At 43.8% G+C, this 23255-nt stretch carries 27 protein-coding genes; 8 read left to right on the top strand and 19 right to left on the bottom strand.

Annotation, left to right across the window (positions count from 1 at the left end):
- Nucleotides 1-8: 8 nt before the first annotated feature.
- The 6 genes from L8S15_RS15025 to L8S15_RS15000 form a co-directional block, all read right to left on the bottom strand.
- On the bottom strand, nucleotides 9-665 hold the full coding sequence (locus L8S15_RS15025) for a virion morphogenesis protein (RefSeq protein WP_280573913.1): 657 nt from the start codon (nucleotides 663-665) through the stop codon (nucleotides 9-11).
- Entirely contained in the window at nucleotides 649-1140 is a 492-nt protein-coding gene (locus L8S15_RS15020; protein ID WP_016788146.1) for a phage tail protein, read from the bottom strand. Before L8S15_RS15020 ends, L8S15_RS15025 begins: the two co-directional genes overlap by 17 nt.
- Nucleotides 1137-1556, bottom strand: coding sequence for a head completion/stabilization protein (locus L8S15_RS15015; RefSeq protein ID WP_016788145.1), 420 nt, complete (start codon nucleotides 1554-1556; stop codon nucleotides 1137-1139). The genes L8S15_RS15020 and L8S15_RS15015 overlap by 4 nt, the downstream gene beginning before the upstream one ends.
- A gap of 129 nt (nucleotides 1557-1685) precedes the next feature.
- A complete protein-coding gene (gene gpM, locus L8S15_RS15010; RefSeq protein ID WP_016788144.1) occupies nucleotides 1686-2402 on the bottom strand; it encodes a phage terminase small subunit in 717 nt (238 codons plus the stop codon).
- A gap of 9 nt (nucleotides 2403-2411) precedes the next feature.
- Entirely contained in the window at nucleotides 2412-3422 is a 1011-nt protein-coding gene (locus tag L8S15_RS15005; RefSeq protein ID WP_016796847.1) for a phage major capsid protein, P2 family, read from the bottom strand.
- The gene (locus tag L8S15_RS15000) at nucleotides 3423-4304 is read right to left on the bottom strand and encodes a GPO family capsid scaffolding protein (RefSeq protein WP_280573908.1); all 882 of its coding nucleotides are present in this window, start codon (nucleotides 4302-4304) and stop codon (nucleotides 3423-3425) included.
- 176 nt (nucleotides 4305-4480) lie between these two features.
- Between L8S15_RS15000 and L8S15_RS14995 the strand changes: the two genes are divergently transcribed.
- The 3 genes from L8S15_RS14995 (at nucleotide 4481) to L8S15_RS14985 (ending at nucleotide 8944) form a co-directional block, all read left to right on the top strand.
- Nucleotides 4481-6259 (top strand): terminase family protein, encoded by a 1779-nt coding sequence (locus tag L8S15_RS14995; RefSeq protein WP_280573906.1) that lies wholly within the window; start codon nucleotides 4481-4483, stop codon nucleotides 6257-6259.
- Between the two features lie 4 nt (nucleotides 6260-6263).
- Entirely contained in the window at nucleotides 6264-7283 is a 1020-nt protein-coding gene (locus tag L8S15_RS14990; protein WP_280573904.1) for a phage portal protein, read from the top strand.
- Between the two features lie 1409 nt (nucleotides 7284-8692).
- Nucleotides 8693-8944 (top strand): ogr/Delta-like zinc finger family protein, encoded by a 252-nt coding sequence (locus L8S15_RS14985; RefSeq protein WP_135443906.1) that lies wholly within the window; start codon nucleotides 8693-8695, stop codon nucleotides 8942-8944.
- Here the strand turns inward: L8S15_RS14985 and L8S15_RS14980 are convergent.
- The 11 genes from L8S15_RS14980 to L8S15_RS14930 form a co-directional block, all read right to left on the bottom strand.
- Nucleotides 8941-9582, bottom strand: coding sequence for a hypothetical protein (locus tag L8S15_RS14980; protein WP_135443908.1), 642 nt, complete (start codon nucleotides 9580-9582; stop codon nucleotides 8941-8943). The genes L8S15_RS14985 and L8S15_RS14980 overlap by 4 nt on opposite strands.
- A gap of 131 nt (nucleotides 9583-9713) precedes the next feature.
- Nucleotides 9714-9932, bottom strand: coding sequence for a hypothetical protein (locus tag L8S15_RS14975; protein ID WP_280573901.1), 219 nt, complete (start codon nucleotides 9930-9932; stop codon nucleotides 9714-9716).
- Nucleotides 9933-10043: 111 nt separating this feature from the next.
- Nucleotides 10044-12575 carry a replication endonuclease gene (locus L8S15_RS14970; RefSeq protein ID WP_280573898.1) on the bottom strand — a complete coding sequence of 844 codons (2532 nt, stop codon included), beginning with the start codon at nucleotides 12573-12575 and terminating at the stop codon, nucleotides 10044-10046.
- Nucleotides 12575-12760, bottom strand: coding sequence for a hypothetical protein (locus L8S15_RS14965; protein WP_280573896.1), 186 nt, complete (start codon nucleotides 12758-12760; stop codon nucleotides 12575-12577). The genes L8S15_RS14970 and L8S15_RS14965 overlap by 1 nt, the downstream gene beginning before the upstream one ends.
- Nucleotides 12757-12987 carry a hypothetical protein gene (locus tag L8S15_RS14960; protein ID WP_016788133.1) on the bottom strand — a complete coding sequence of 77 codons (231 nt, stop codon included), beginning with the start codon at nucleotides 12985-12987 and terminating at the stop codon, nucleotides 12757-12759. Before L8S15_RS14960 ends, L8S15_RS14965 begins: the two co-directional genes overlap by 4 nt.
- Nucleotides 12987-13388 (bottom strand): hypothetical protein, encoded by a 402-nt coding sequence (locus L8S15_RS14955; RefSeq protein WP_280573893.1) that lies wholly within the window; start codon nucleotides 13386-13388, stop codon nucleotides 12987-12989. The genes L8S15_RS14960 and L8S15_RS14955 overlap by 1 nt, the downstream gene beginning before the upstream one ends.
- Entirely contained in the window at nucleotides 13385-13828 is a 444-nt protein-coding gene (locus L8S15_RS14950; RefSeq protein ID WP_016796857.1) for a DUF3850 domain-containing protein, read from the bottom strand. The genes L8S15_RS14955 and L8S15_RS14950 overlap by 4 nt, the downstream gene beginning before the upstream one ends.
- A gap of 2 nt (nucleotides 13829-13830) precedes the next feature.
- Nucleotides 13831-14235 (bottom strand): hypothetical protein, encoded by a 405-nt coding sequence (locus tag L8S15_RS14945; protein ID WP_280573890.1) that lies wholly within the window; start codon nucleotides 14233-14235, stop codon nucleotides 13831-13833.
- Nucleotides 14236-14345: 110 nt separating this feature from the next.
- Nucleotides 14346-14639, bottom strand: a complete 294-nt coding sequence (locus L8S15_RS14940; protein ID WP_280573888.1) for a hypothetical protein — start codon at nucleotides 14637-14639, stop codon at nucleotides 14346-14348.
- Between the two features lie 11 nt (nucleotides 14640-14650).
- Nucleotides 14651-15190 carry a phage regulatory CII family protein gene (locus L8S15_RS14935; RefSeq protein ID WP_102350672.1) on the bottom strand — a complete coding sequence of 180 codons (540 nt, stop codon included), beginning with the start codon at nucleotides 15188-15190 and terminating at the stop codon, nucleotides 14651-14653.
- Between the two features lie 114 nt (nucleotides 15191-15304).
- Nucleotides 15305-15517 (bottom strand): hypothetical protein, encoded by a 213-nt coding sequence (locus tag L8S15_RS14930; protein WP_280573885.1) that lies wholly within the window; start codon nucleotides 15515-15517, stop codon nucleotides 15305-15307.
- Between the two features lie 90 nt (nucleotides 15518-15607).
- Here L8S15_RS14930 and L8S15_RS14925 point away from each other — a divergent pair, with 90 nt between their 5' ends.
- Genes L8S15_RS14925 through L8S15_RS14910 form a run of 4 tightly spaced genes read left to right on the top strand, consistent with a single transcriptional unit; the run spans nucleotide 15608 to nucleotide 20001 of the window.
- Nucleotides 15608-16228 (top strand): phage repressor protein CI, encoded by a 621-nt coding sequence (locus tag L8S15_RS14925; RefSeq protein ID WP_102350671.1) that lies wholly within the window; start codon nucleotides 15608-15610, stop codon nucleotides 16226-16228.
- Entirely contained in the window at nucleotides 16228-18339 is a 2112-nt protein-coding gene (locus L8S15_RS14920) for an ATP-binding protein (RefSeq protein WP_280573880.1), read from the top strand. The genes L8S15_RS14925 and L8S15_RS14920 overlap by 1 nt, the downstream gene beginning before the upstream one ends.
- Nucleotides 18336-19031 (top strand): hypothetical protein, encoded by a 696-nt coding sequence (locus tag L8S15_RS14915; protein ID WP_280573878.1) that lies wholly within the window; start codon nucleotides 18336-18338, stop codon nucleotides 19029-19031. The genes L8S15_RS14920 and L8S15_RS14915 overlap by 4 nt, the downstream gene beginning before the upstream one ends.
- Entirely contained in the window at nucleotides 19018-20001 is a 984-nt protein-coding gene (locus L8S15_RS14910; RefSeq protein ID WP_280573876.1) for an MBL fold metallo-hydrolase, read from the top strand. Before L8S15_RS14915 ends, L8S15_RS14910 begins: the two co-directional genes overlap by 14 nt.
- On the opposite strand, the gene L8S15_RS14905 is transcribed toward L8S15_RS14910, so the two are convergent.
- Nucleotides 19998-21527 carry a DNA cytosine methyltransferase gene (locus L8S15_RS14905; RefSeq protein WP_280573874.1) on the bottom strand — a complete coding sequence of 510 codons (1530 nt, stop codon included), beginning with the start codon at nucleotides 21525-21527 and terminating at the stop codon, nucleotides 19998-20000. The genes L8S15_RS14910 and L8S15_RS14905 overlap by 4 nt on opposite strands.
- A gap of 130 nt (nucleotides 21528-21657) precedes the next feature.
- Entirely contained in the window at nucleotides 21658-22038 is a 381-nt protein-coding gene (locus L8S15_RS14900; RefSeq protein ID WP_280573872.1) for a hypothetical protein, read from the bottom strand.
- Nucleotides 22039-22171: 133 nt separating this feature from the next.
- On the opposite strand from L8S15_RS14900, the gene L8S15_RS14895 reads away from it, so the two are divergent.
- A complete protein-coding gene (locus tag L8S15_RS14895) occupies nucleotides 22172-23203 on the top strand; it encodes a tyrosine-type recombinase/integrase (RefSeq protein ID WP_280573871.1) in 1032 nt (343 codons plus the stop codon).
- Nucleotides 23204-23255 lie beyond the last annotated feature (52 nt).

Genomic DNA, 23255 nt, shown 5'->3' with positions numbered 1-23255 from the left:
TTCCTCGCTTATTTTCGCTTTCTGGCCTGCTCAAAAATGGTGATGAGTTGGCGGGTGACTTCGCGTTCCTTACTGCCTAATATCTGACGTTCTTTTAAGGGGATATCCCAAGTCGACACACTCGGTTGATTGCTCAACTCACGAATAATTTGTCCTGCTTGCCCGTGGGTTACGGTAGCCATCAACAACTTGAGTGTGGGTTTCTTCCTTCCCTTGCCACTCTTACGCGGGACCGTGTAACCCAGTTCCCTCAGTTTTCTCGCTTGCCCTTTAGAGCAAGGCGCAGAATAGTTTGGTTTTCCCCACCGCTTTTGCATTTGGCGCTTGGTCATTTTTTGTTTTTGACCAAGGTGATGCCTGGCTGCAATTTTTGCGGTGAACGGATTGCTCCAAGTTAGGTCGAGCGTATTGGCGTTTCTTACATAGGGGGTCAACCCCTTGGCCATACGTCGCATGACTTTTCCGCGCTTATTCCGTTTCTTCGGTGCTAAGGCTTGGCCGTGAATGTCTTTTTGTTGCTGAATGCGCTTTCGAGTCTTGGCTTTTTCCCAGCGCCCTAGGGTTTTCAATATCCAAACACGCTTTCTGGGGGGAAGCGCTAACATGGCAAGCTTTTCTTGCAGGTTGAGCACATCCCTTTGATTGACATTAACTGTCGGCTTCATTCACCAACTCAGCTTCTTCGGCGGTATATATCTCGACGGCTTGAACTCGGTATCGAGTCCCGCGCCAAGTGATCATTCCTGCTTCATCAGGTACCAGTTCTATCGGCTCCATCAGTTCAAGTTCAATACTCACATCGGCCGCTTCGCTGCTGATCACATCCACTGATAAAGTCGGGTCTTCAAGCTCTTGCTCGTTACGCTCTTCTTCATGGTCACTGAGCCAGCAAGCAATCAGAGCCAACAAACAGCGTGGGTCTAGTAATTGGTGAGGGAATTCCTCAACCGAGATCACCGCGTTGTATTTCCAGAAACAGGCGATATACCCACCGTTCCCACGGTCTTCACCACTTGGCACTATCGATCCGTTTTCTTGCCACGCATCAATCTTGTTATCGAGAACATTGCTATTGAGGTGACTAACGATGTAATCCGTTAAATGCTCAAGCTTGGTTTTGTTGTAAACCGTGTCGCTCATATCGAATCGATGCCATTAGCACTGCGCCCGAGCAATTGAGAGACATCTTTATTACTTTGAGCTAGGAAACGTGCCGCCTGTTGTGGCTCATCTATCGCCGCGTTGTCCCCTTCTTTACGCCTGTCTTGAGTCGCAAACTCGGGTAACAATTCAGAGTGAGCTCGGCCATACACCGCACGTTTGTACAATGTAGTTTTGGCGATGCTCATTGATGGCGGAATACCATCAACCAACAAGCGATCTAACTTCTCTTGAATATTCAGCGCAGCAATCGTGATGGCTGCAGCAATAGAGTCGTTATCAAACGTATGCGGAATACGGCGTAATTGGCGAAACTCATCGGTCGATAAGCTTGGCCAACCTTCACCAGGTATGGCTTGGTCACTCGTTTTATCCATTTTTCCGCCAAAGCTCATGATTCAACCTTTTTGCTACTGCAGTTAATTAGGGCGCCTCTAGCCACTGAGTCGACGGAATAAGCAGGGTGATGAATCACTTGCTCTTCCTCGTCAGTCGAGGCGCGGTGGCATAGGAGCTGTTTTAAGCTAGAGGTTGTCGCCACTCTCTAATGCTCGGATACGTTGGTCGATGTTATCGATCATGGTGCTAACACCAATCGCGCTGTATTGCTCATGCGCGTTTTGAAGATGAGTTCGCGCTTTCTGTAACGTCGCCACATCTCCGACAGAGGCCGCATGAGGCTTACCTTCATCGTTACGCAGTAGGTACAGGCCCGCGAACTTCAACCATTTAGCCGTTGGCTTTTCGTTGATGCTCCAGTCGTCAGTGACCTTCTCAAATACCTGGGAGAAGTAAGGCTCAATCGATTGACCTTTGTCTGCCATACGCTCTGACCAAGCCAAGACTTCATCCGCACAGAAGGTGGCAAAATCACGCTTGAATCGTTCTGGTGTATCTAGCCCGCGTTCAATAGCGATATCACACCACTTGATGGCGGTTTCTAGATCTTCGATATCAAAGAGCCAAATCACCATCTGAGTAAATAACGGGTTATCGAACTGCTCGTCACCGGCTAGGTAAGCTTCGATTGCTTCACGATATTTAGGGACCAAAACTTCACGTTTGTGGTTCACCTTTTCATCCTTACGATTGAAGGTTTTTAGCACCTTCAAATCACTTTCGAGTTCAGCTAAAAGCAGGTGAAGGCTGTTAGGATTAGCAACAAACTGTTTCTCAGGTGTCGATTGCTTTTGCTGTTTTGCCAAGGCTTCTTGGCGCAACTTCGCTAATGGACTGGCCATGTCTTCCCCTTAACCTGCGGCTGGCACAATGACAGTGACTTCTTCAATCGCTGCAAACTTGTGGTAATTGCCCACCGCGTAACCTTCCATACGTAGGTATGACGTTTCGAAGCGCTTACGGTCTTCTTCATTACGAGACTTACGCCACTGCGTTCCTTTTTGAGTCAGGATTTGCAGGTTGCTTAAGTTCGTTACCCAAATCATGTCCGGCGGGAAAAATGGCGGTGTATACACCGTTTTACCTGCAACGGTCTTAGCCAAGCTCTGCGCGGCTTTGTGCTCGGTGGGTACTTCTGCCGATTCCAATAAACGATGCTGCTCTGCGGCCACCAAGTTGCGGCCAATCAAAACCACTAAATCAGGGTCGCCTTGATGCACTTCATGGATAGTGGTGTTAATCAGATCGTTAACCAGTGAATCGAGGTTTCGATATGAACCCTCGGTTGCCCCTGTCGAATCCAATTTCACCGCAGGTAAGACTTGAGCCGGTGCTTTCTCTTTTGCGAGTTGAAGCCAACCTTTATTAACGTCTTCACCCATTGGGTTTGCTTTAGGATCCGTACTCTCACCCGCAATGGAGGTGCCGTGGAAACCAATACGCAGCTTATCTAAGGCGAAATTACGCGTGATGGCGTTGTTCATCAGCTTCATCCACTGACCTTTACCACCCGAGTTCGCCCAGATTGTCATCGTAATCCAGTTGATATGAGCGCCTGAGTCCGTTTCGGTTAGCTCGTAGGTATTGCCGCTTTGGTCAAGAGAGCCCATGAAACGACCGTCTTTAACTCGACCGGTCAGCAAGCCACTGTCACCCACATCGATCACTTGACCTTTAATTTGGTCAACCGAGATATTCGAAATACGGTTTAAGAAAGAGTCAGATTCAACAATGGCTTGGCGAAGCTTCGTTTCCATCACAGGCGTGATGTTGAATTGCTTAGACGCATCTACAACACCGCCCGCTTTTGCTACGGCTTGGCAATATTCATCTAAAAATTGAGTCGATACTGCATTGAGCATTTACACGACCTCCACTGTTGATTCGCCGCCGTTGCCTTCTTCACCAGGCTTTTGACCAGGGACTTCTTGCTTAAGCTTTGCGAACTGGGTTTCAAGGTTTTGTACTTGCTCGGCTACAGGAGCAAGCTGCTTCTCTAATTCACTAGAGAACTGCTCCAAAGAGAACGTTTGAATTTCACCTTCGGGTTTGGCTTCGGGTTCATTAGGCGTTTGCGTTTGCGTTTGCAGGTTAAACTCTTGTTTGAGTTCCTCCTTTAGCTCACCTTTCATAATGCCGAACTGCTCTTTCATTGCAGCTTTGAATTGTTCTTCGGTCACTTCTTCTTCCTCTGGTTCAGGATCAGGTTGTGGCTCTGGTTGTTCATCACCAGAATTGAAAAAGGCATTACACAAGGCAAAGAATCGGTCTGTTTTTGAGTAACACTCATCAAGGCTGATTTCTTCCAGTTGGCTGCAACTCAGCTCTGTGGTTTGACCTTCTTGTCGCGAAAACTGAAGTAATGAAACACCAGACGACGCCGGGGAATCGGTCACGGCTAACCCCATCAGGTAGCACTTTCCTTGCCCTTTATAGTCTGGGTTGGGTTCTATGGAGGTAAACAGCTTCTGCCCAAGCTTATTGGCTTCAAGTAAATATTGATTAGGTTCAAGTTTGGCAAACAAGCGCATTTTCCCATCCACTTCTTCAGCTTTTACGGCAAGCACTTTGCCCCAGTTACTTCCGTAACCAGCAAAGCGTTTGTGTTCAGGCCAAATCAAAGCGGTGTATTCACTCAAGGCGTAATTTTCTGCAATTTCAGTGAGCCACTCACGGGTGATCTTACGACCATCAACCGTCGGCCCTTCTGTTGCTACAATTTTCCAATCACTGGTTTTTGCCATTTGAGTTTTTTACCTAGTATTAATTTGTCAGTTAGGTGTTTCTGGCATTCACAATACGCCTTTGATTTACCCGTTTCAGCCACTTCAATTCCGACCAATTCGGATACAGGGCGTATCCGAACCCATCCGAATTTTGCTATGCAATTTAGGTTGTTACCTCGGCGTATGATTGGTCCATGGCATATTCTCCTGAAACACGACACGCGGCCCGTTCCCTTTATTTAAAGGCTTGGACGCCCAATGAAATCGCTTCCGAACTAGGTTTGAACAGCACCAGAATCATTTATCACTGGGCTGACAAATTTGGATGGCGTGATATGTTGCGCGAGCAAACGATTGATGAATCGATAGCGCGTAGAATTGAAACCCTGCTGGAGCTAGAAAACCCAACCAAAGGCCAGCTCGATATGCTTGATAGGCTCATCAAGCACCACGTACAACTTAAAAAATTCCATGCTCAAACTCAGCCAGTTGGAGAGAAACACTCATCTAACGAAACTGAACCTGTAGCTAAAACTAGCGGTAAGAGCTCGCGTTCAAATAAGTCTGACGACAAGCAGAAAAAGAAGAGCAAAAAGAAGAACAAAATTGCAGAGCTAACCAAAGAGAACTTCGCAACCTGGCATGAATCGCTCTTTGAATATCAGCATACGATGCGTAACAACCTGCACCAACGTACGCGTAATATTCTTAAATCTCGTCAGATTGGCGCCACCTATTATTTCAGTGGTGAAGCGTTAGAAGATGCGATTTTGACCGGCGATAATCAGATATTCTTATCCGCTTCTCGCGCCCAGGCAGAAGTATTCAGAAGTTACATTATTGCGATTGCTGAAGAGTTTTTAGGTGTTGAATTGACGGGTAACCCGATCATTCTCTCTAACGGCGCTGAGCTCAGATTCTTATCCACCAACTCAAAAACTGCGCAAAGTTATCATGGCCATGTTTATGTGGATGAGTATTTCTGGATCCCGAAATTCGATGAGCTGAACAAACTCGCGTCAGCCATGGCGACTCATAAGAACTGGCGTAAAACCTATTTCTCGACCCCTTCAGCTAAAACGCACCAGGCTTACACATTTTGGACCGGTGACCAATGGCGTAGAGGCCGTGATACCCGCACCAATATTGAGTTCCCCACCTTTGACGAATATCGAGACGGCGGCCGAATTTGCCCAGATAAGCAATGGCGTTACATAGTCACGATTGAAGATGCAGCTGCAGGCGGCTGTGAGCTTTTTGATATTGATGAACTGCGCGACGAATACAGCAAAGACGATTTTGATAATCTGTTTATGTGCATTTTCGTTGATGGCGCCAGCTCCGTCTTCAAATTCTCAGCCCTTGAAAAAGCCATGGTGGACATTAGCCGGTGGCAAGACTTCAAGCCAAATGACAAAGACCCCTTCGATCGCCGTGAGGTTTGGTTAGGCTACGACCCAAGCCGAACTCGAGACAACGCTTGTTTGGTTGTCGTGGCACCGCCCATTGTTGCCGTTGAAAAATTCAGAGTACTTGAAAAACACTATTGGCGAGGGTTGAACTTTCAGTACCAGGCGCAGCAAGTATCAAAAGTATTTGAACGTTATAACGTGAGCTATTTGGGTATTGATACAACGGGTATTGGCGCGGGTGTCTATGACTTGATTAACAAGAAACACCCGCGAGAAACCGTAGCCATTCAATACAGCAATGAGAGTAAGAACCGGTTGGTGATGAAGATGATAGATGTGGTCGAAGCCAACCGCATTCAATTTGATGCAGAACATAAAGATATCGCTATGGCATTCATGGCCATCAAACGAGCGATCACAAATAGCGGCAACAACATGACCTTCAAAGCAGAGCGCAGCGAGTTAACCGGGCATGCCGATGCATTTTGGGCGATTTCCCATGCCTGTATTAATGAGCCGCTCGATCACTCTGAAAAACGTAAATCAACTTGGCAGATGTAAATCAATGACTGAACAGACAACAGAAATAATCACGAAAGAATCCGCTAATGATGAAAGCTTGATGTTTAGCTTTGGTGAGCCAGAAATCATGGACCGTGATTTCACCAACTATGAATACAACGAGCTTTACTACAACGAAGACGGAAACTACTGGGAACCGCCACTCGATAGAGCTGGCTTAAATAAACTGACTCGGGCTAACGCTTATCACGGTTCTATCTTAATGGCTCGCCGTAACATGATTGCGGGCCGTTACACCCAAGGTGGAATGCAGAAGCAGCAAATGCAATCAGCCGTCCATGACTTCTTAGAATTTGGTGACACTGCCCTGCTTAAGCTGCGTAATTACTTTGGCAAAGTCATTGGGCTATGGCCTATCCCTACGATGTATTTACGTAAACGTAAAAACGGTGATTTTGCTTTTCTAGAGCGGGATGACAAACAAAAGAGTTACAAGAAAGATGACGTTATATTCATCAAACAATACGACCCAGTGCAGCAAGTCTACGGTGGACCGGATTACCTTGGTTGTGTTCAGTCCGCTTTGCTTAGCCAGGACTCCACCACGTTCCGCCGCCGGTACTATAAGAACGGTTTGCACATGGGTTTTATCTTCTATGCGACTGACCCGAACTTGAGCAAAGACGATGAAGAAGACCTAAAACAAAAGATGGCTTCAAGCCGTGGTGTGGGTAACTTCCGCTCGATGTTCATCAACATTCCAAACGGCAATGAGAAAGGGATTCAGCTTATCCCCGTCGGCGACATTGCAACAAAAGATGAGTACGAGAAAATTAAGAACGTCACCGCACAAGAGGTGATCACTGGTCATCGCTTCCCTGTCGAACTGGCAGCAATCATTCCAAACGGTGGCACTCGTGGTGACCCGATTAAATTTGATTACGTTTACTGTAAAAACGAAGTGATACCCGCTTGCGAAATGTTCATGGATGCCGTGAACAGCGACCCAGAAGTACCAGAACACCTGCATTTGACCTTCAATTTAGACAATGTAGCGGCCTAACTAGCGTGACGTTTTTTGCAATTATGTTTTTCTCTTCAATTTGCGCTCAGCCCTTTATTCATAAGGGCTGAGAATCAACCCAAACGATCGTCACAAAACATAAACGATCATTAAAAAACCGACCAAAAACACAAAAAGCACTAAATTTCAGCAACTTAACAAAACCAATCAGATCAACACTGATCGTCAGAATTTCAATTCCTTGCAATTTTTTGCACTCTTCGCAATTTTATTAGGCGCTCTGTGAGCCATTTGGAGCGCAGCTAACTTGCGGTAAACCCCGTTATTCCTAAAGGGCTAGCGGCTTGTTAGCCTTCCATTGAGGCGGCAGAATTTCACTGAAATAGAATTGCGAAAAAATGAGATCGAAAACGCTTCAGGTGGGGAGGAGGAGTGCGTTTTCCGTGGGTTGGGCATGCTTTCGGTGAGTATATTGACCGAGCAACCAACTAACAGTTACTATATGCATGTTGTGTGCTTAGGCTAGCGGGCAGCGGCGCAGTGTCGAAAGCTGCACAAATGACTTTTGACCCATCCGTCATCCTTTTGTTAATGATTGTTTTTTTCATCAAAAACATGTTGCTAATGACATCGGAACCAAGCCGTACTCTTGGTAAGGGGGATAGGATTATGGATAAAGTAGTAAAACTAGCAAGAACATTACTAGCTTCAGTAGCTGAAACAATTGGCGGACTGGGGATTAGTCACTTGGCCACAGACGGGCCGCTAGCCTAAGCGCATAAATACAAAAAACCGCCTCATTTGGCGGTTTTTTCGTTTAAAGAATCTAATTTAAACAAGCTTGAAGATTGATGGCTCTTCGGGGACCAGGTAAATGTGTCCAATCAGCCTTACCAAACTGCGCAATACTATTTTGAATAGTAGATAAAACATGGGGATTTAAGAGCCCATGTTGATACATCGTTCTAATTGCCCAGCAATCAGCATTTTGTTCATTTTGCATACTAGGACCACTGACTGTATGTCCTAGAGCATGGTGCGCACATTCATGATATCTGAAGAACGTTCTAGTTGGACCTGGCATCGATTGCAAGACGTTAGGGTTATACAATATGATCGGCATTCCCATATTATTGTTAGTCGCAATTGCCACATCATTTATATTGTAATTGTAAAACTCCCCTACTTGCTGCCCCTGAAAGTTGAAACATTGTGCCCATAAGTTAGTACTTATGAACAAACTTAAAATGAATAGATACCTCATAATTTTCACTCCTAGCGATGACCCATAAAGAATAGGAGAATACTCTAGTTAATGCATATGTAATATTGACAAATCTAAGCTTTAGGTTGGGGAGTTTAGTTTGTAAAAATGATTACTGACTGTATAAAAACACATCGAAATTTAGTACCATAAACTTATCATTTCGATAGGTTTATGGTGTCATATGAGAGTAGTTTGCCCCGAGTGTGGCGAGAAAGCCCGCATACAAAAATCAAACCGTATTTCAGCGGGTTATAGCGACTTATATTGTAGTTGTAGTGACCCCGAATGTGGCCACTCTTTCGTAATGAACCTAACCTTCAGCCATACGCTTAGCCCTTCAGCTAAAACAACTTCTCAGCTAGCTTTTGAAATGGTTAAAGCTCTAGCACCAGAACAACGCGCTATGATTAAGCAAGAGCTGTTGAAGTTCTAAGCTTCCTCCAATAACTCACTTTCCTTATGAGCCTGCTCTGCAATTTCTCTCTTCACTAGATGAGCCGACCAAACATCAAGCGCGTTATTCGCCAATATAATTGAGAATAATAAAACAAAAGAACCTCCAATCAACCGACTCAACAAGAGGACAAGATCATTTCCTTCGTTTAAAGAAGAAGGAATTAGAAGGGCAACAGCAAGAGCAACCATGAATAGAAAAAATACAGTGTTGAAAGCAAACCCGACCCAATCAAAAATACCGATTTTAACTCTTAACTTCCCATGGCGATATCTAATATAAAAATTAGCTTTTTTTAAGTGTCTTAAGGCTAAATGGCCCCCTGCGTTGCTATGAACTCTCATCATAGCCGTGAGCTTTTCTAACTCAGCATTGACCCCCATAAATTGTGATAGGTGCTGTTCTAAGACTCGGTCTTCTAGATACTTGGGAAGCCACTTATCTTCACAGTCGTTGGTCTTCACAAACTTAACTACATTAGTAAGTTTACTCACCCGTTTCTCTTTCATTCCATCTATGAAGTTCAATACCGCTCGAATATTGAATATGACCAAAGGGATCACAGAAAACATAACTTGCACTAGGCTTACATTAGAAAAATAGTCCGTGAGTGCCATGTAAAAAACCTTATATTTATTAATAGGATATCAGTTACTTTTACATCAAACGTCTGATAAACAAATAATAAAATATGAAATATTCAACCAAATGTGCAGCTCAGCTCATATTCTTATATAAACTATATTGGTCATTCTCCATTTACCAGAGCAACTGAACTAGCTATCTCAATTAGCTGCTTCATTGCGGCTAACTTTTCAGGCTTCAACTCTTCTCTTTGGTCTGCAACCAATAAACCCATCAAATAAATACCTACATCAGCTCTGCTTTCACCTTCAGTGCTGAGTGCTACAGCATCTATAATGAACTCCATCGCTTGTAAAAATATGTCCTGTTGTTTTAATGACATAGCTCTACTCCAAACCAAAAGACTGGATAAATATACAGTACTTTTATAAATATTCATACAGTGTTTTTATGAAGCGAGATTCACCCCTCATTCTGATAACTAATCTGAGCTTCATATCAACGGCCATTCGGCGGTTTCAGGAAAGAACGACAAATTAGGCTGTTCATATTCATAGTCGTCATCTTCTCCGGTTAGAGGTTCAGGCGGTTTTACCTCGAATTCATCTAACCAGCTTAAATCTGGCTTGGGTTGATACTCTTCAACAAGCTGGGCTGGGCGAACCGTACCACATGGCAGGTGCTCCGCAGGACGGATTCTTATACTCGTTTCATCATCTATTCGAATTGAGCTGCCTTGTTGCAGCGCGATTAGGGCTGAACCATCAATGTTTGGCGGTAACCCACCACCTACAGAGTAAGGTTCTAATAATCGCTTAAGCTGATCGCTGACCTGTACTTTCTGCGGTAGCGTACAGTTATTGACAGAACTCCGAGAGGAATCAGAGATTCCAGAAAGAGCAAGATCAAAAGCCCCCGCTTCAGCGTCATCGCTCTTTTCAGTTCTTGTTACTATCTGCCAGGTCTTAAGACGAGTCTTAACCAACTCACCTGCAGCAACAAAACCTTCTATTTTACGAACGTCTTCGCCATGCGCAGAAGCAAACGGCAACACTTCATAAGAGTTCGTGATCAGCAAATCCTCACGCTTAACGAACGGGCCACCCTGCCCCATGATGTAGCCTTGCCAGTTACCGTGATCAGCCGCTTTCATTGTTCCTGCGACATTCACTTGGTTAGTATCAGCCCTCGCCTCATAGTTCTCAGCAATCACAGCCACTAGCTCTGCATTTGTCATGACATGAACCGGTTTAAACGGACCAACTAAACGGTACATCGACATTAGGTAAATAGAGGCCAGTTCTTCACGTTCTTGCTTAAAAACGTATTCCATAAAGGCTTTCTTGTTTTGGCTAGCTAGGCGGCGCAGTTCACGGTAAGTGGTAACCGGCGCCCCACCAAAGAATTGAAATTGACGAATACCCCAACGGCTCTTCCAGGCGTTGACGTTTTTGGCCATAGCTTGCACAGATTGCCCGGTCTCTTTCGAAACCTCTTCACCCATAGCATAGCCATCAATATTTTTTGAAATATACTTAGCGATATAGCCTGTCGCTGTGCCTTTTTCTGGGTCGATGTACCCAAAGTCACAACGAGGCTGATAATTGAATGGGCCTTGAATAGATTGCTTCTTCGCTGCTCGCTTTTCGTTGCGATCGAAGAATGGGTAAAGCTCTTCTTTATCTTCATCAACCGCATAGCGAATAAATACATCCCGCACCTTGGCCACATGCTCAGGCTTAACCCAAATCAGCAAATGCCAGTGCGGAGTACCATCATGATGTGGCTCAGCAACACGGATACCAAACCAACGAATTTCATCACGACCTAACTTGGCACGAATGCGCTGCCAAACCTTATTCAAATAGGTTTGTGCTTCACGTGGGCTCGCGCCGTTCCAGTGTGGAATGAAGCCGCCTTTCTTATAGCTATTATGATATTTCGATGGTGTTGTCAGCGTTAAGAACAAACCTTGTAGGCCAAGTTCATTGCCGATATCTTCACAGCCACGACAACGAACCATTAATTCATGACGGCGAATGGCAGGGTTCGACATGCTTTTCAACACCATGTCTTCCAATTCAACCTCTTCGCCAGTGGTTTCCTCTTGAAGTAAGTGACCTTGAATAAAGTCCCAGCTCTTCTTTTGCTGAACTTGGTGTTCTTGAATGCAATCCCATGAAGCATAAGGTGATGCCTTTGCCGATACTTGCCCCATAGCAATAGCTAAGTGCTCGCGCATAATTTTGCGAATTCGCTTTAAGCGTCTAAACCACCACTTTTCACAACTCAACTTTGAGATAAACGACATGATATTTTCAGGCGTTATCTTCTTGTCATCACTTGGTGTTTTTACTCCAAAGCTACGCACCAAAGAAACGCACTGTTTGTAAACCATTAATGCGGCAATGTTCTCACCGTTCTCGGTTTCACATTCAACTGTCTGAGTCAGTGTCGTTTGATAGCGAATCAAGATAGACACAATTTTAAATGCCATATCTCGAAGTTCATCTTCAACTAACTCGGCAATGACTTTGCTTCTAACAGGTTTACGATTTTTCTCGGCTTGTTCGAATTCGAAACAGGCTTGCTGGTTCGCTTGTTCAAAGTTGTTTTGCTGAGGCTTGCTATCGTCGTCGACAGCATCACTCAGCAAAGCAACCTTAGAAGTAGTAGGAAGTTGTTTGTATTGCTCTAGCACCAACAGAACACGCCTATGCGCGGGTACCATTTTTTCGCGAATAAAAGTGTTCGCCGCAAAGCGGCCTTGCTTCTTAAAAACAGAAACATAGCGATTTACGAAATACTTAGTTAGGTAGTGTGGAAGCCCAGAAAAGTGTTCAGATAGCCATTCTCGATCTGCGGGGTTAACTTCATATAACTTGCGCTCAACAACTGAAAGGTTGTCTGGTTCTAAATCAACAGGCTCGTAACCTACAGGAATGCAAACAAGCCCTTCATCTATGGCTGGTAAAGGGCATAACCAAAAGCGATTTAATGGTTTAACGGGTTGATAGTAAGTCACTAACACTCATCCATAAAATCAACAGGATTACGTGTAATTTTCAATTGAACCTGGATAGACTCATTACCAGATAACAAAGTACCCAGTAGCACCTCATTATCTGGATGATCACCTTGCAGCATCTCTACTAAAAGGGTTTCAATATAATCAGGAGCTTCAGCTGCAACTTTCAATGCTTCACTCATAACGCAGCTAACTCCTGTGTATCCATAACCATGTGGCCACCGGTGTGGTTACCTTTAATAATCACCCCGTTCAAAACGTGCTGGCAGTTGAACAGCTCGCAAGCCGTATCAATTGCAGGCTCTGGTGATTCAAATTCACCCAGCAACACGTTCTTCACTTCATTGGTTTCGTCATGGCGAACAACGCCGCCACCGCTATTCAGGGCAACTGCTACATAACTCAGCATTAACAAGCCTCCACAGTTGGGTAGCCATGTTCATCGGCCATATCACGCCACCACATTTGCATTTGAGTAGTTTGAGAAGTGGATTTATTACAAGCCGACACAAAGAACAGCGCACGAACGGCACCTAAAGCTTGATTTGCGATACCTCGGTCAGAAGCCGTGTTGTAAACCACAATCCAAAACGCCCACCAAGCGGTAATAAAATCTTCCAAGCAGAGTCCTTGTTCAGTACCGTTAACATTCACAAGTAATGCTCGAGTAGAGTCCAAGCTCAGCACATCGCCCTGGCTAGTTTCTGTGATATTGAAAACACGCATGAACTGTTCAATCTTGCGAGTAGTAAACCCTTCTGAACGCAACGCGTGGTTCAAGTCTTTCTGATAAACAGAGATAGTGCTCATGCTGCCTCCTCCCCTAACTTTTTAAGTAGAGTCGTTGCCTCTGTAGCAAAATAACGTGAGTCTTGAATCTGCCTTTTTAGGTCTGCGGTTGTGAGCCCAGCCTCACGAACCACGTCAATACCCGCTTCCATGCAGTCGGCAGCTTCAACTAAACGATCTCGTAAATGCCCCATCAAAATCACACTGTTTAAATGAGATGAATTTGAAAGAGAAAGAACGCATACCTCTTTGCTTAAACCAAACTTACCGCCTTGCAGTACGTGCGTAATTTCATGAACCAGGGAAGCCCCCGTTTTATGGCCTTCGCTGTCTACTTCATGCTGTATCAGCACATCGTTGGCTTGATAGTTACGATCATTAACTCGAATTTCAGCCGTTTTACGACCTAAACGAACTTCGTTAAAAAACTCTGATTGGGTTTTTACTTCATGTAATTTCATGCTCACGCCCCCACTGCCGATAAACAGAACTGCTCGAATTGATATAACGCTTCATCATCAAAGTGGCCTAAGTCACGGAGGCCAAGCATTTCAAGAAACAAGTGGCGGTTACTCATATCTAAGTTCGACCAATGGTGAAGCTGTGAAACTTGTTCAATCGAACCGTTGCGGTACCAGCTTGGAAATGAATAACCAAAGAACACACGAGCTCGATCGCTTTCCATTGCTTCTTTAATATCGGCCAACACTTCTTCTTGTCGGCGGTGAGTAGCGATAGGTTCTTGCTTCTTCGCGATAGCATCGAGCTGGATAAGAACTTGGTGTTGCTGCTCTTGATTGCTTGAATTAAAGCGCTCAGCGATTTGGTTAAAAGACTGACTAAATAGATGTTCTTCAATATTACTCATCATCAATTCCTCAAATTTTGGATATAAAAAACCCTCCCTCTTAAAATGAAAGAGGGATAAAAGGTGTAGGCATAATGCCTAGTGGTTAGGTTTGCTTGGGTGTAGCTGAGTTATGACCAGCGCGAAAGTACATCCTGTGCGTTGGCATCAATTCGGTTAATTTCACGTGAAAGACGCATTTGTTCAGCGCGGCAATTGCTCTTAGAAAACTGAGTTTGTAACTCTTCACGCTTTGAACGAAGTGGCTTTAGTTGGCGTTCGCCAAGTTCTCTTCGCGTGCGCTGTAATGCTGAAAGGCCACGTTCCTTTTGCTCACGGTTCAAAGACCAACAAGGCAAATCGGGGCATGGATTTTCTAGTGGTGGTACATCTAGGTGTGAATGTTCGACTGTTGCAACTGACATACTATTTTCCTCTAACTTAAGCCGGGAATAGCCGAACCATTGGCGACCAAATCCACACTCATCGCTAAGAATGGGGAAACGCCTTTTGTGCGGCTTTCTATATCGTTGATAAGGAGCACAAGGTTGCTAATACCCGCTTGTGCCTTTTGGATAATGACGTGTTTGTTAGTGCGACTAAGGCGATCTTGTCCTGCATGTTCTAAAGCCATACGAGACAGGTCACCAGAGTGCATCGCGTTCTCTAATGCGCGCTTAATGAAGGTTTCTTCACTCGCATCATTGGGGACTTGTGCGGTCACCACACCGAGGCCAAGCAAAAGGCTATTAAGAATGGTGAAGTTGCCACTCACCTTGGTGATCATCACAAGTTCTACACTGGTGAGAATGTGCGGCTGCTCTGGGTTGAGCTTATTGCGCAGCATAGTGGCATTCATATCCACGGCCTTTGCTAACTTGGTCATGTTCTCCGAGTTCGCAAATGCACAACACGCTTCGTTAAATGCCTTTTGTTTAGAGCCACGGAATTCGCACATTGAGTCAATTTCGTTCATAACCAATACTCAATTGAAGACAAACGGGACGAAAACGAAGCTCCAACCAAGAACATTGAGCCACAACGGGCAATACTCCTTGGTTGGAATTAGGGAAGATAAACGCATGACGGCCTACCCCAACCTTTCCATAGCTTCACGAGTCGCCATTTCCACTAAGGCGATCATGTTGATGAGGGGAGTTTCTTTACCTTTTGCTTTAGTTTTAATAGGTAAGCGCCCATCGGCTACCCAATCCATGATGGTGCGTTTAGGCATTCCAGAGAACTGAGAGTATTGGTCATACGTCATGAAAGGCGTATTTAGGACTACTTGATATGAGAGCATAGTGATATCCTGTTATGTTATTGAATGTGTTGTACCGGACTAGCGAGTTGCATCTCGCGGTTAACCGTTGAGTGAAAATGTAGACTTTTTATGAGTGAATATCAAGAACAAATACCCTCTTTTGAGTACATTGGCGGTAGGGATGTAACAGAAAGGATGAAGCTCGTCACAAAAACAAGTGATTTCAAGTCGCTTGGTGAGTGCTTAGGTGTGTCAAAAGGCACGATATCGACTTGGCACCAGAGAGGATTAACCCCTTACGAAGTGATTGTGAGACTTCATTTGAGGACTGGAGCTTCTATCAAATATCTAGCCTTGGGAGAAGGTGAACCGTTTGATGACAAGAAAACCCATACATCTAAGAAAAACGAAGTAAAAAGACTCTTCGATGTTGATCTCTTTTCACTTTCAAACGGCAAGCTTGTTGGCAATGAAACGCTAGCTTTTGATAAAAGCTACTTAGACAAACTTGGGGTTCTGAATGTAATGGGCATCGAGCACGATGGGACTACATTCATTGTCGATAAAGAAGTTCACCAAGCAGTAAGCGGCACTTACCTAGTGGATATGGACGGCCTACTGTCTCTAAACGACATTCAGCGCTTACCAGGTAAGAAACTAGCAATCAGCTTTAATGGCTCGACTCTAACAGTCGAAGAAGATGAAGTAAGGGTTGTGGGTAGAGTTGCTTTGGTGATGGAGAAGAAGTGATGAGCCAACATAATCTGAAATTTGCCCCATCTATTCTAGCAAGGCTTGGGGAAGAGCTTCTTCCTAACTTCGATCAGGGTATTATAGAGTTAGTCAGAAATGCGTACGACGCAGATGCTAAAGAGTGTACAGTCACACTCAATGACATAGGCCAAAAAGGTGGCTCTATTTCTATAAAAGATACCGGGCAAGGTATGGACAGCGAAAAAATCGCTTCAGCATGGCTCGTATTAGGGCATTCATCAAAACGGGGAAATTCAGTAACTCCTAACGGCCGAATCCAAGTTGGTGATAAAGGCCTAGGCCGATTAGCCGCCCTTCGAATGGGGCATTATGTCGTATTAAAATCTCGACCAGAGTCCACAAACTTAGAGGGACAGACACCCAAAGAGAAATTGGCAAGTACTGAGCATCAAGTCGATTTAAATTGGGATCAGTTTGATCAGTGTTCAACTGTTGATGAAGTCACTGTGAAAGTTCTGTCTTCGAATCTAGATAACCTTAGCCCTTCCGGTACAACAATACATATACAAAACCTCAAGCAGAAGATCTCCAAGCCCGAAGTCGAAAGACTCGCTAGAAGTTTAATGCTCTTATCAAACCCATTCGAAAAAGCTAACGACTTCAACTTAAATTTTGTTTGCCCAGAATATCCAGAATTCGAAAAATTAGTTCAAGATGGGTATTTGAACGAAGCTGAGTTCGTCATAAAAGCTACATTAAATGATGATGGTACAGCCGAAGCAAAAGTGTTTGACTGGAAAAACACACTACGTTGGGAAACCACCAGTTCTGACTGGTTCACACATAAAAACAAAAACAATAACCCTATTTATAAGGCACCAAAATCTGAATTTGAGCTGAACATTTTTCACCTAGATAGTTCAACATTCGCGACGCGCAGAGTAAACAAAAATCAAGTTTCATCTTGGTTGAAAGCCGTTGGAGGTGTACACATATATCATAATGACTTTCGTGTTCATCCCTATGGGGATGATGGGTCAGACTGGCTAGGCATGAACCTTGCTCGTGTAAACAACCCAACAATCAGACCTTCTACCAATACATCAATCGGACGAGTTAGTATTCTCGATGAGCAAAAAATCTTAAAACAAAAAACCGATCGTGTAGGTTTTATTGAGGATGATACATTTCAAGAGATAAAAAGATTTGTAACGGACGCTTTAGATTGGTATGCCTCCGAAAGGCAAGCTCTAGCAACCAAAATCAAGAATGCTCAAAAAGATGAAAATGAAAAACAAATCCGCGACAAAGAAAAAGCGGTAAATGTAGCACTCCAAAAAATTCCAGACCCTAAGGTTAAAAAAGAGCTTACTGCTGCAATTAGAGAGTCAAAAGTTGCTACAAATCGGCAGACAAAGCACCTTAAACAAGACTTAAAACTGTATCGTTCATTGGCAACAGCGGGTACGACAACAGCAGTTTTTTCTCATGAAATATCCAAACCGATCTCCGAAATTCCGGAATCACTAAAGAGTGCAGAAAGGCTTGTAAAGAACAACACTGAGCCATCCATATTTAAACGTTACAAGGATCGAACATCTAACATCTTAGGCTACCTAGGGCGGTTAAGCCATTTTGCAGAATTACAGCTTGATCTACTAAAAAGGAATAAGAGGAGAGACCAAGCGATAGAAGTTATACCTGTAATTGAAGAACTATTGAAAAGTTTTAAACCTCTTCTGGATAGAGAGCACATAACTATCGATTTCAATTACTCAAAAGCCGACTTGCCCAAACTTCAGGGATCAATATGTATTCTGGAAGCTATCATCACTAACTGTTTGACCAACTCTATGCGAGCATTTCGAGCAGAAAATTTTGATGTTGAAAAAAGGTTGATTGAGATATTTTTATCACAGGAAACTGAAGGCTATCTATTAATCCGCTTTAGCGACAATGGTCCTGGCATCACAGAACTAAGTACCAGAGATATATGGCTACCGGGTGTAACCACCATTGAAAACGGCACTGGATTCGGTTTGACAATTGTCAAAGATTCCGTTTCAGACTTAGGCGGTAACTGTCGCGTAGACGCACAAGGTCACTTAGGTGGCGCAACATTTTACTTTGAATTTGTAACGATATGACTATAAGAAAAATCGCAGTAATTGATGATGACCCGAACTCTCGTAGAAATATGGGGTTTATGGTTGAGGATTCAGGCTTTGAACCTATTTTAATTGATGGACACTTTGGCAAAGATAAAAATCGTTTGCTAGATGCTATTTTTGAGCATGATGTATATGGTGTTGTTTCAGACCACCATCTATCGCCTGGGAAGCTTGCAAGCTTTTATGGTGCTGAACTACTAGCTGATTTATATGACAGCAAAGTTCCTTCTATTCTGATTACTCAGTTTTTTGATGAAGATGCTGATACTTCAATTAGAAGGTTCCGTCAAAAACTACCCGTTGTAATTGGACGTGGTGGAAACGATGACGATGACCTTATCGGAAATTTGTTGAATCTATCGAAAAGAGAGCTGGAGAACGGGCCAAATTTTGATCGAAAACCACACCGTGCACTTATCCGCATTGATGATTTTAATTCAACGGTTGCCCATGGAGCAGTAGAGGGTGTAATCACTAACTGGAATTCAGATGTTATTGTTAAGTTCCCTTTAGACATCATTCCAAGTAGTGTCCGTTCAAAACTGTCAACAGATGACGTTAATCGGCTCATGGCCTTCGTTAATACAGGAGCTGAAGACTCCAAAGACATATTTATCACTGATATTCACCTTGCACCAAATTTCGAGGGATTAGATGGGCTCGACTAACTTTACAGTACTCGACATTGGTCATGGAAACTGCTCATTAATTGAAGCTGATGATAGTATGACAGTAATAGACGCTGCCCAAGGTAGTTACGTCCAAGATATACTCGCCAATAAGTGCATAAAAAAAATTGACGATTTGATCATCTCACATTCAGACAAAGATCACGTTGGTGGAGCCATTGCTATCCTTTTGGACGATGAGATCGCGATAAGCCGTGTGCACCTCAACCCAGACGGTATCAAAACTACCGCTACTTGGGATGATTTCCGTACTGCTGTTGCACATTCCATGGCACAACATGGTACAAAGATTATTACAGCAATTAATAGCGATACTGATGACATAGAATATACAGACTATAAGCTAGAAATTTTGGCTCCCTCTTCTATAGACTGTATGACAGGACCCGGTTCAACAGGTATTGATGGAAAAACTCTCGATGCTAACTCAATGTCCGTAGTATTGCGGCTCGTACACCAAGAATCAAACATTGCACTCATCCCCGGGGATATGGATGCTGACACCCTAAAATACCTAAATGATAGTCAACAATGCTTAAAGGCAAAAGTGCTTGTTTTTCCACATCATGGAGGGAGGCCGGGCTCTGGTGATCCGGAAAACTTTGCTGAAGAGATTTGTAAAAGCGTTGATCCTGACCTAGTGCTTTTTTCGAATTCAAGAAAAAAGCACAATAATCCGATTCCACCAATTATAACTGGTATAAGAGGTTCGAATTGTGGAGCACACTTAGCTTGCACTCAGATTTCTGAAACTTGTTGCCCTAACGAAGAAGCTCTATCCAATGACCATTTGAGTAACTTATTCCCAAGTAAAGGGCAAAGTAAAAAGCATAGTTGTGCAGGAAGTATAACGATTGAACTAAATGGTCCTGATACGGATGTAAATACCCCACTTGGACCACATACTAACTATATTGAGCAATTTTCTAGTCGAAAATGTATTATCTAACCTAGCAGCCCCATAACAACCCTACCAATCTGCTGTGCCAAATATGGTGGCACAGCATTTCCTACCTGCACATACTGCTGCGTTCTATTACCTTCAAATTTATAGTTATCTGGAAATGTTTGTAAGCGAGCTGCTTCACGCACAGTTAAGCTCCGGCATTGTTTTGGGTCGTAGTGAATAAAATAGTGTCCATCTTTAGAAATATGGCTAGTTACCGTTGTAGAACACTTATTCGCAGCTTGAGTTCTGAAGCGGTCTGCATGAGCGCCCGACTTCCAGTTTTCGTGTTCAGGGGCAAGAGCGTCAGGAAAGTCCCTCGCCTTTGGCGACGTTCCGCCACTCAACTTGGTATACGCTGCACTGAATGCATAGCGCAACAAATCACTTTCCATATGGCCACGAGTCTCATGATTAAGCACACACGTTGGAGCATTATTGCGATACCACGGAATCAGGTGAGTTGGCATTTTTTCGGGGTGAGCTACTGGCTGAATCTCACTTCTGTTAAGTTTCTTCAAAGGCTTAAGGTCTAAATCTTGAGCATTCTTAAATTGCTTTCTCAGCAACTTCTTAACTTGAGTCCCGTTCTTTGAAACAACTCTTTCCCATTCTTTCACTTCATCTTTACGCTTAGAAAAACCACTTCTCAGCTTAGGCAAATCAGATAAAACTTGCTCTACTGTCGTTTGCCTTTCTCTTCGCGCCAGTATCCCTGGAACTCCTTCAACGTCAGCACGAACACCTAATAAGATCACACGATGGCGAGCTTGAGGTACACCATAGTTCTCAGCTTTAATCAGAAAGTCCGTAGGGTCATCATATGAAGGGTTATTTACGTTTTCAGTGTCTACAACTAAGGAAAAAACTTTATACCTAGGAGTAGCGATTTTTGTGATTCGACCTGGAGCTCGCAAGTCTTTCAAAATACGAGGGAACATTACTTCCCCATCAATTTTTGCTGAGAGAATACCGCGAACATTTTCCATGATAAAAACGTCGGGCTGAGCAATAGAAAGTACTTTTAAGTACTCTTTATATAAAAAGTTACGATGGTCTTTTTCTGCGGTATAGCCTTCTATGCCTGCATTACGCGAACGGCCAGCCAGTGAGTATGCTTGGCAAGGAGGTCCACCTATAACAATTCTTGGGCGGTCATCACCGTGCTTTTCTACTAAATCTCTAATGCGCTGGTGTATTTCTTCATTGTCATCACCCAATGCGTGAGGGGTAAGCAATGTTTCTTGCTGAGCTTCTTTTGCTTGCTGAGGGAAACGTTCAAACAGTTCTTCGCGTGTTAAGTCGCCATCTAGATAGGCGTTATAGCTAGCTAGACCATTTTCAGCACCTTGAATTCTTCTATAGAAAGCTCTGGTAGTGAGGGTCTTATGCGCAGATGGTTCCTTTTCGACTGACACGCCAATTTTAAACGGTAAATTACCATTTTCATGCGTTACTGACGACACGCCTTCGCCAAGCCCACCAGGCCCCGCGAATAGGTCGATTACTAGAACTTCACCTGTTTCCATGATTACCACAACTATTAATAAAAAGCCTGGCAATCATACCAGGCTTAACCCTGGTGGCAATATATTTTGACTATACGCTTAAGGTAATTTCATACATGCAGAATTGTTAGCCAGTAAGATGTTTTATTCATCAAAACAACCCAAACACATTGTTTTTGCCATCTTCTTCAAAGCCTTTAATCTGATGGTGCTTTGGTTCTCCACCAAATAATAAAATATACAGCTTTCGGTCTTGATACGTCCCCACTACATAATGGTCTTTCTGTATCACGTACTCGATGGTTTCGGCTTCCTCATCAGTGCACAGATACTTAATATCGACCAGCTTCACCCACTTCAAGCCGATCACGTTTTCGGCTTCTATAAACCCACCAAATGGCGCCGTAAAACGATTACCAAGCTTCAATAGCGCATCAATCACCCCTTGGTTCTTCTTACTAACCCCAATTGGACCATCACTGTTGATTTTGAAATGACTGTAGCCAGCAGTCACATGAATTGAATGATACATAGCAAAAACCTATTAACTTTCTTAGCACTTTTAGAAAGGTGTCTAACCTGTGCTTTTTGTCCGATATAAAACATTGTTCTACGTTTTAGCTCGAATTATACTGTTTTTATATACAGTTATTTTAGGCTTTATTATGTCTATCCGCAATTTAAAAGATGGCTCTACCAAACCTTGGATCTGCGAATGTTACCCGAACGGGCGAACGGGGAAGCGCGTTCGAAAGAAGTTTGCGACTAAGGGTGAAGCTAAGGCTTTTGAGCTTCACACGATGAAGGAGATTGACGATAAGCCCTGGATGGGAGACAAGCCGGATCACCGAAGGCTGTCTCAACTTATTGAGCTTTGGTACTCGCACTATGGTGCAACCCTTACCAAAGGCAATGTCATTCATAGTAAATTTCTAAGAATGGCTAACGCGATGGGTAACCCTATAGCGACAGTTTTCAATGCAAAAACATACTCTGAATTCAGAAGTAACCGAATGAATGGACAAATTAGCTTTGTTGATGCGCGCTGGCAAAAAGGGGCGCCTAGTATCGCAACGCTAAATTCTGAACTCGCTCGATTTAAGGCAATGTTCGGCAAGTTAAAAGAGATTGGGGAGTGGAAAGGACCAAACCCATTGGAAGAAGTGAAGCCATTTAAAGATCACGAACGCACTATGTCTTTTCTTCATAAAGAGCACATTACTTTGTTACTTGAGCATGTGTCTAAACACAGCCGAACAGATATGCAGAAAATAGTGAAGCTATGCCTAGCCACTGGAGCTCGCTGGAATGAAGCTGCTCAGCTGAAAGGCGCTCAGTTAAGCAAATATAAGGTTACGTTCACCAACACCAAGACTAAGAAGAATCGCTCTGTACCCATCTCAGAGGAGCTTTACAACGAGATATACAAACCAACCTCAGGGAAACTATTTGAAGAGTGCTATACACCTTTCTGCTACATATTGAAGAATAAACTGGGCATCACCCTACCCTCAGGGCAAGCCTCTCATGTTTTGCGTCATTCGTTCGCAAGTCACTTCATGATGAATGGCGGCAATATTTTAGTGCTAAGGGACATTCTAGGCCACGCCGATATCAGCATGACAATGCGCTATGCCCACTTCGCACCTGATCACCTATCTGAAGCAATTATCCATAACCCTCTTTCTAACCTGTAACCTGTCGCCACAGATTTTTTTGCTCGGCTGTCGCCACTTTGTCGCCACTTGC

The organism is Vibrio sp. S/42/10, assembly GCF_029890535.1.
Lineage (GTDB): Bacteria > Pseudomonadota > Gammaproteobacteria > Enterobacterales > Vibrionaceae > Vibrio > Vibrio cyclitrophicus.
This window is presented reverse-complemented; position numbering and strand designations above follow the sequence as displayed.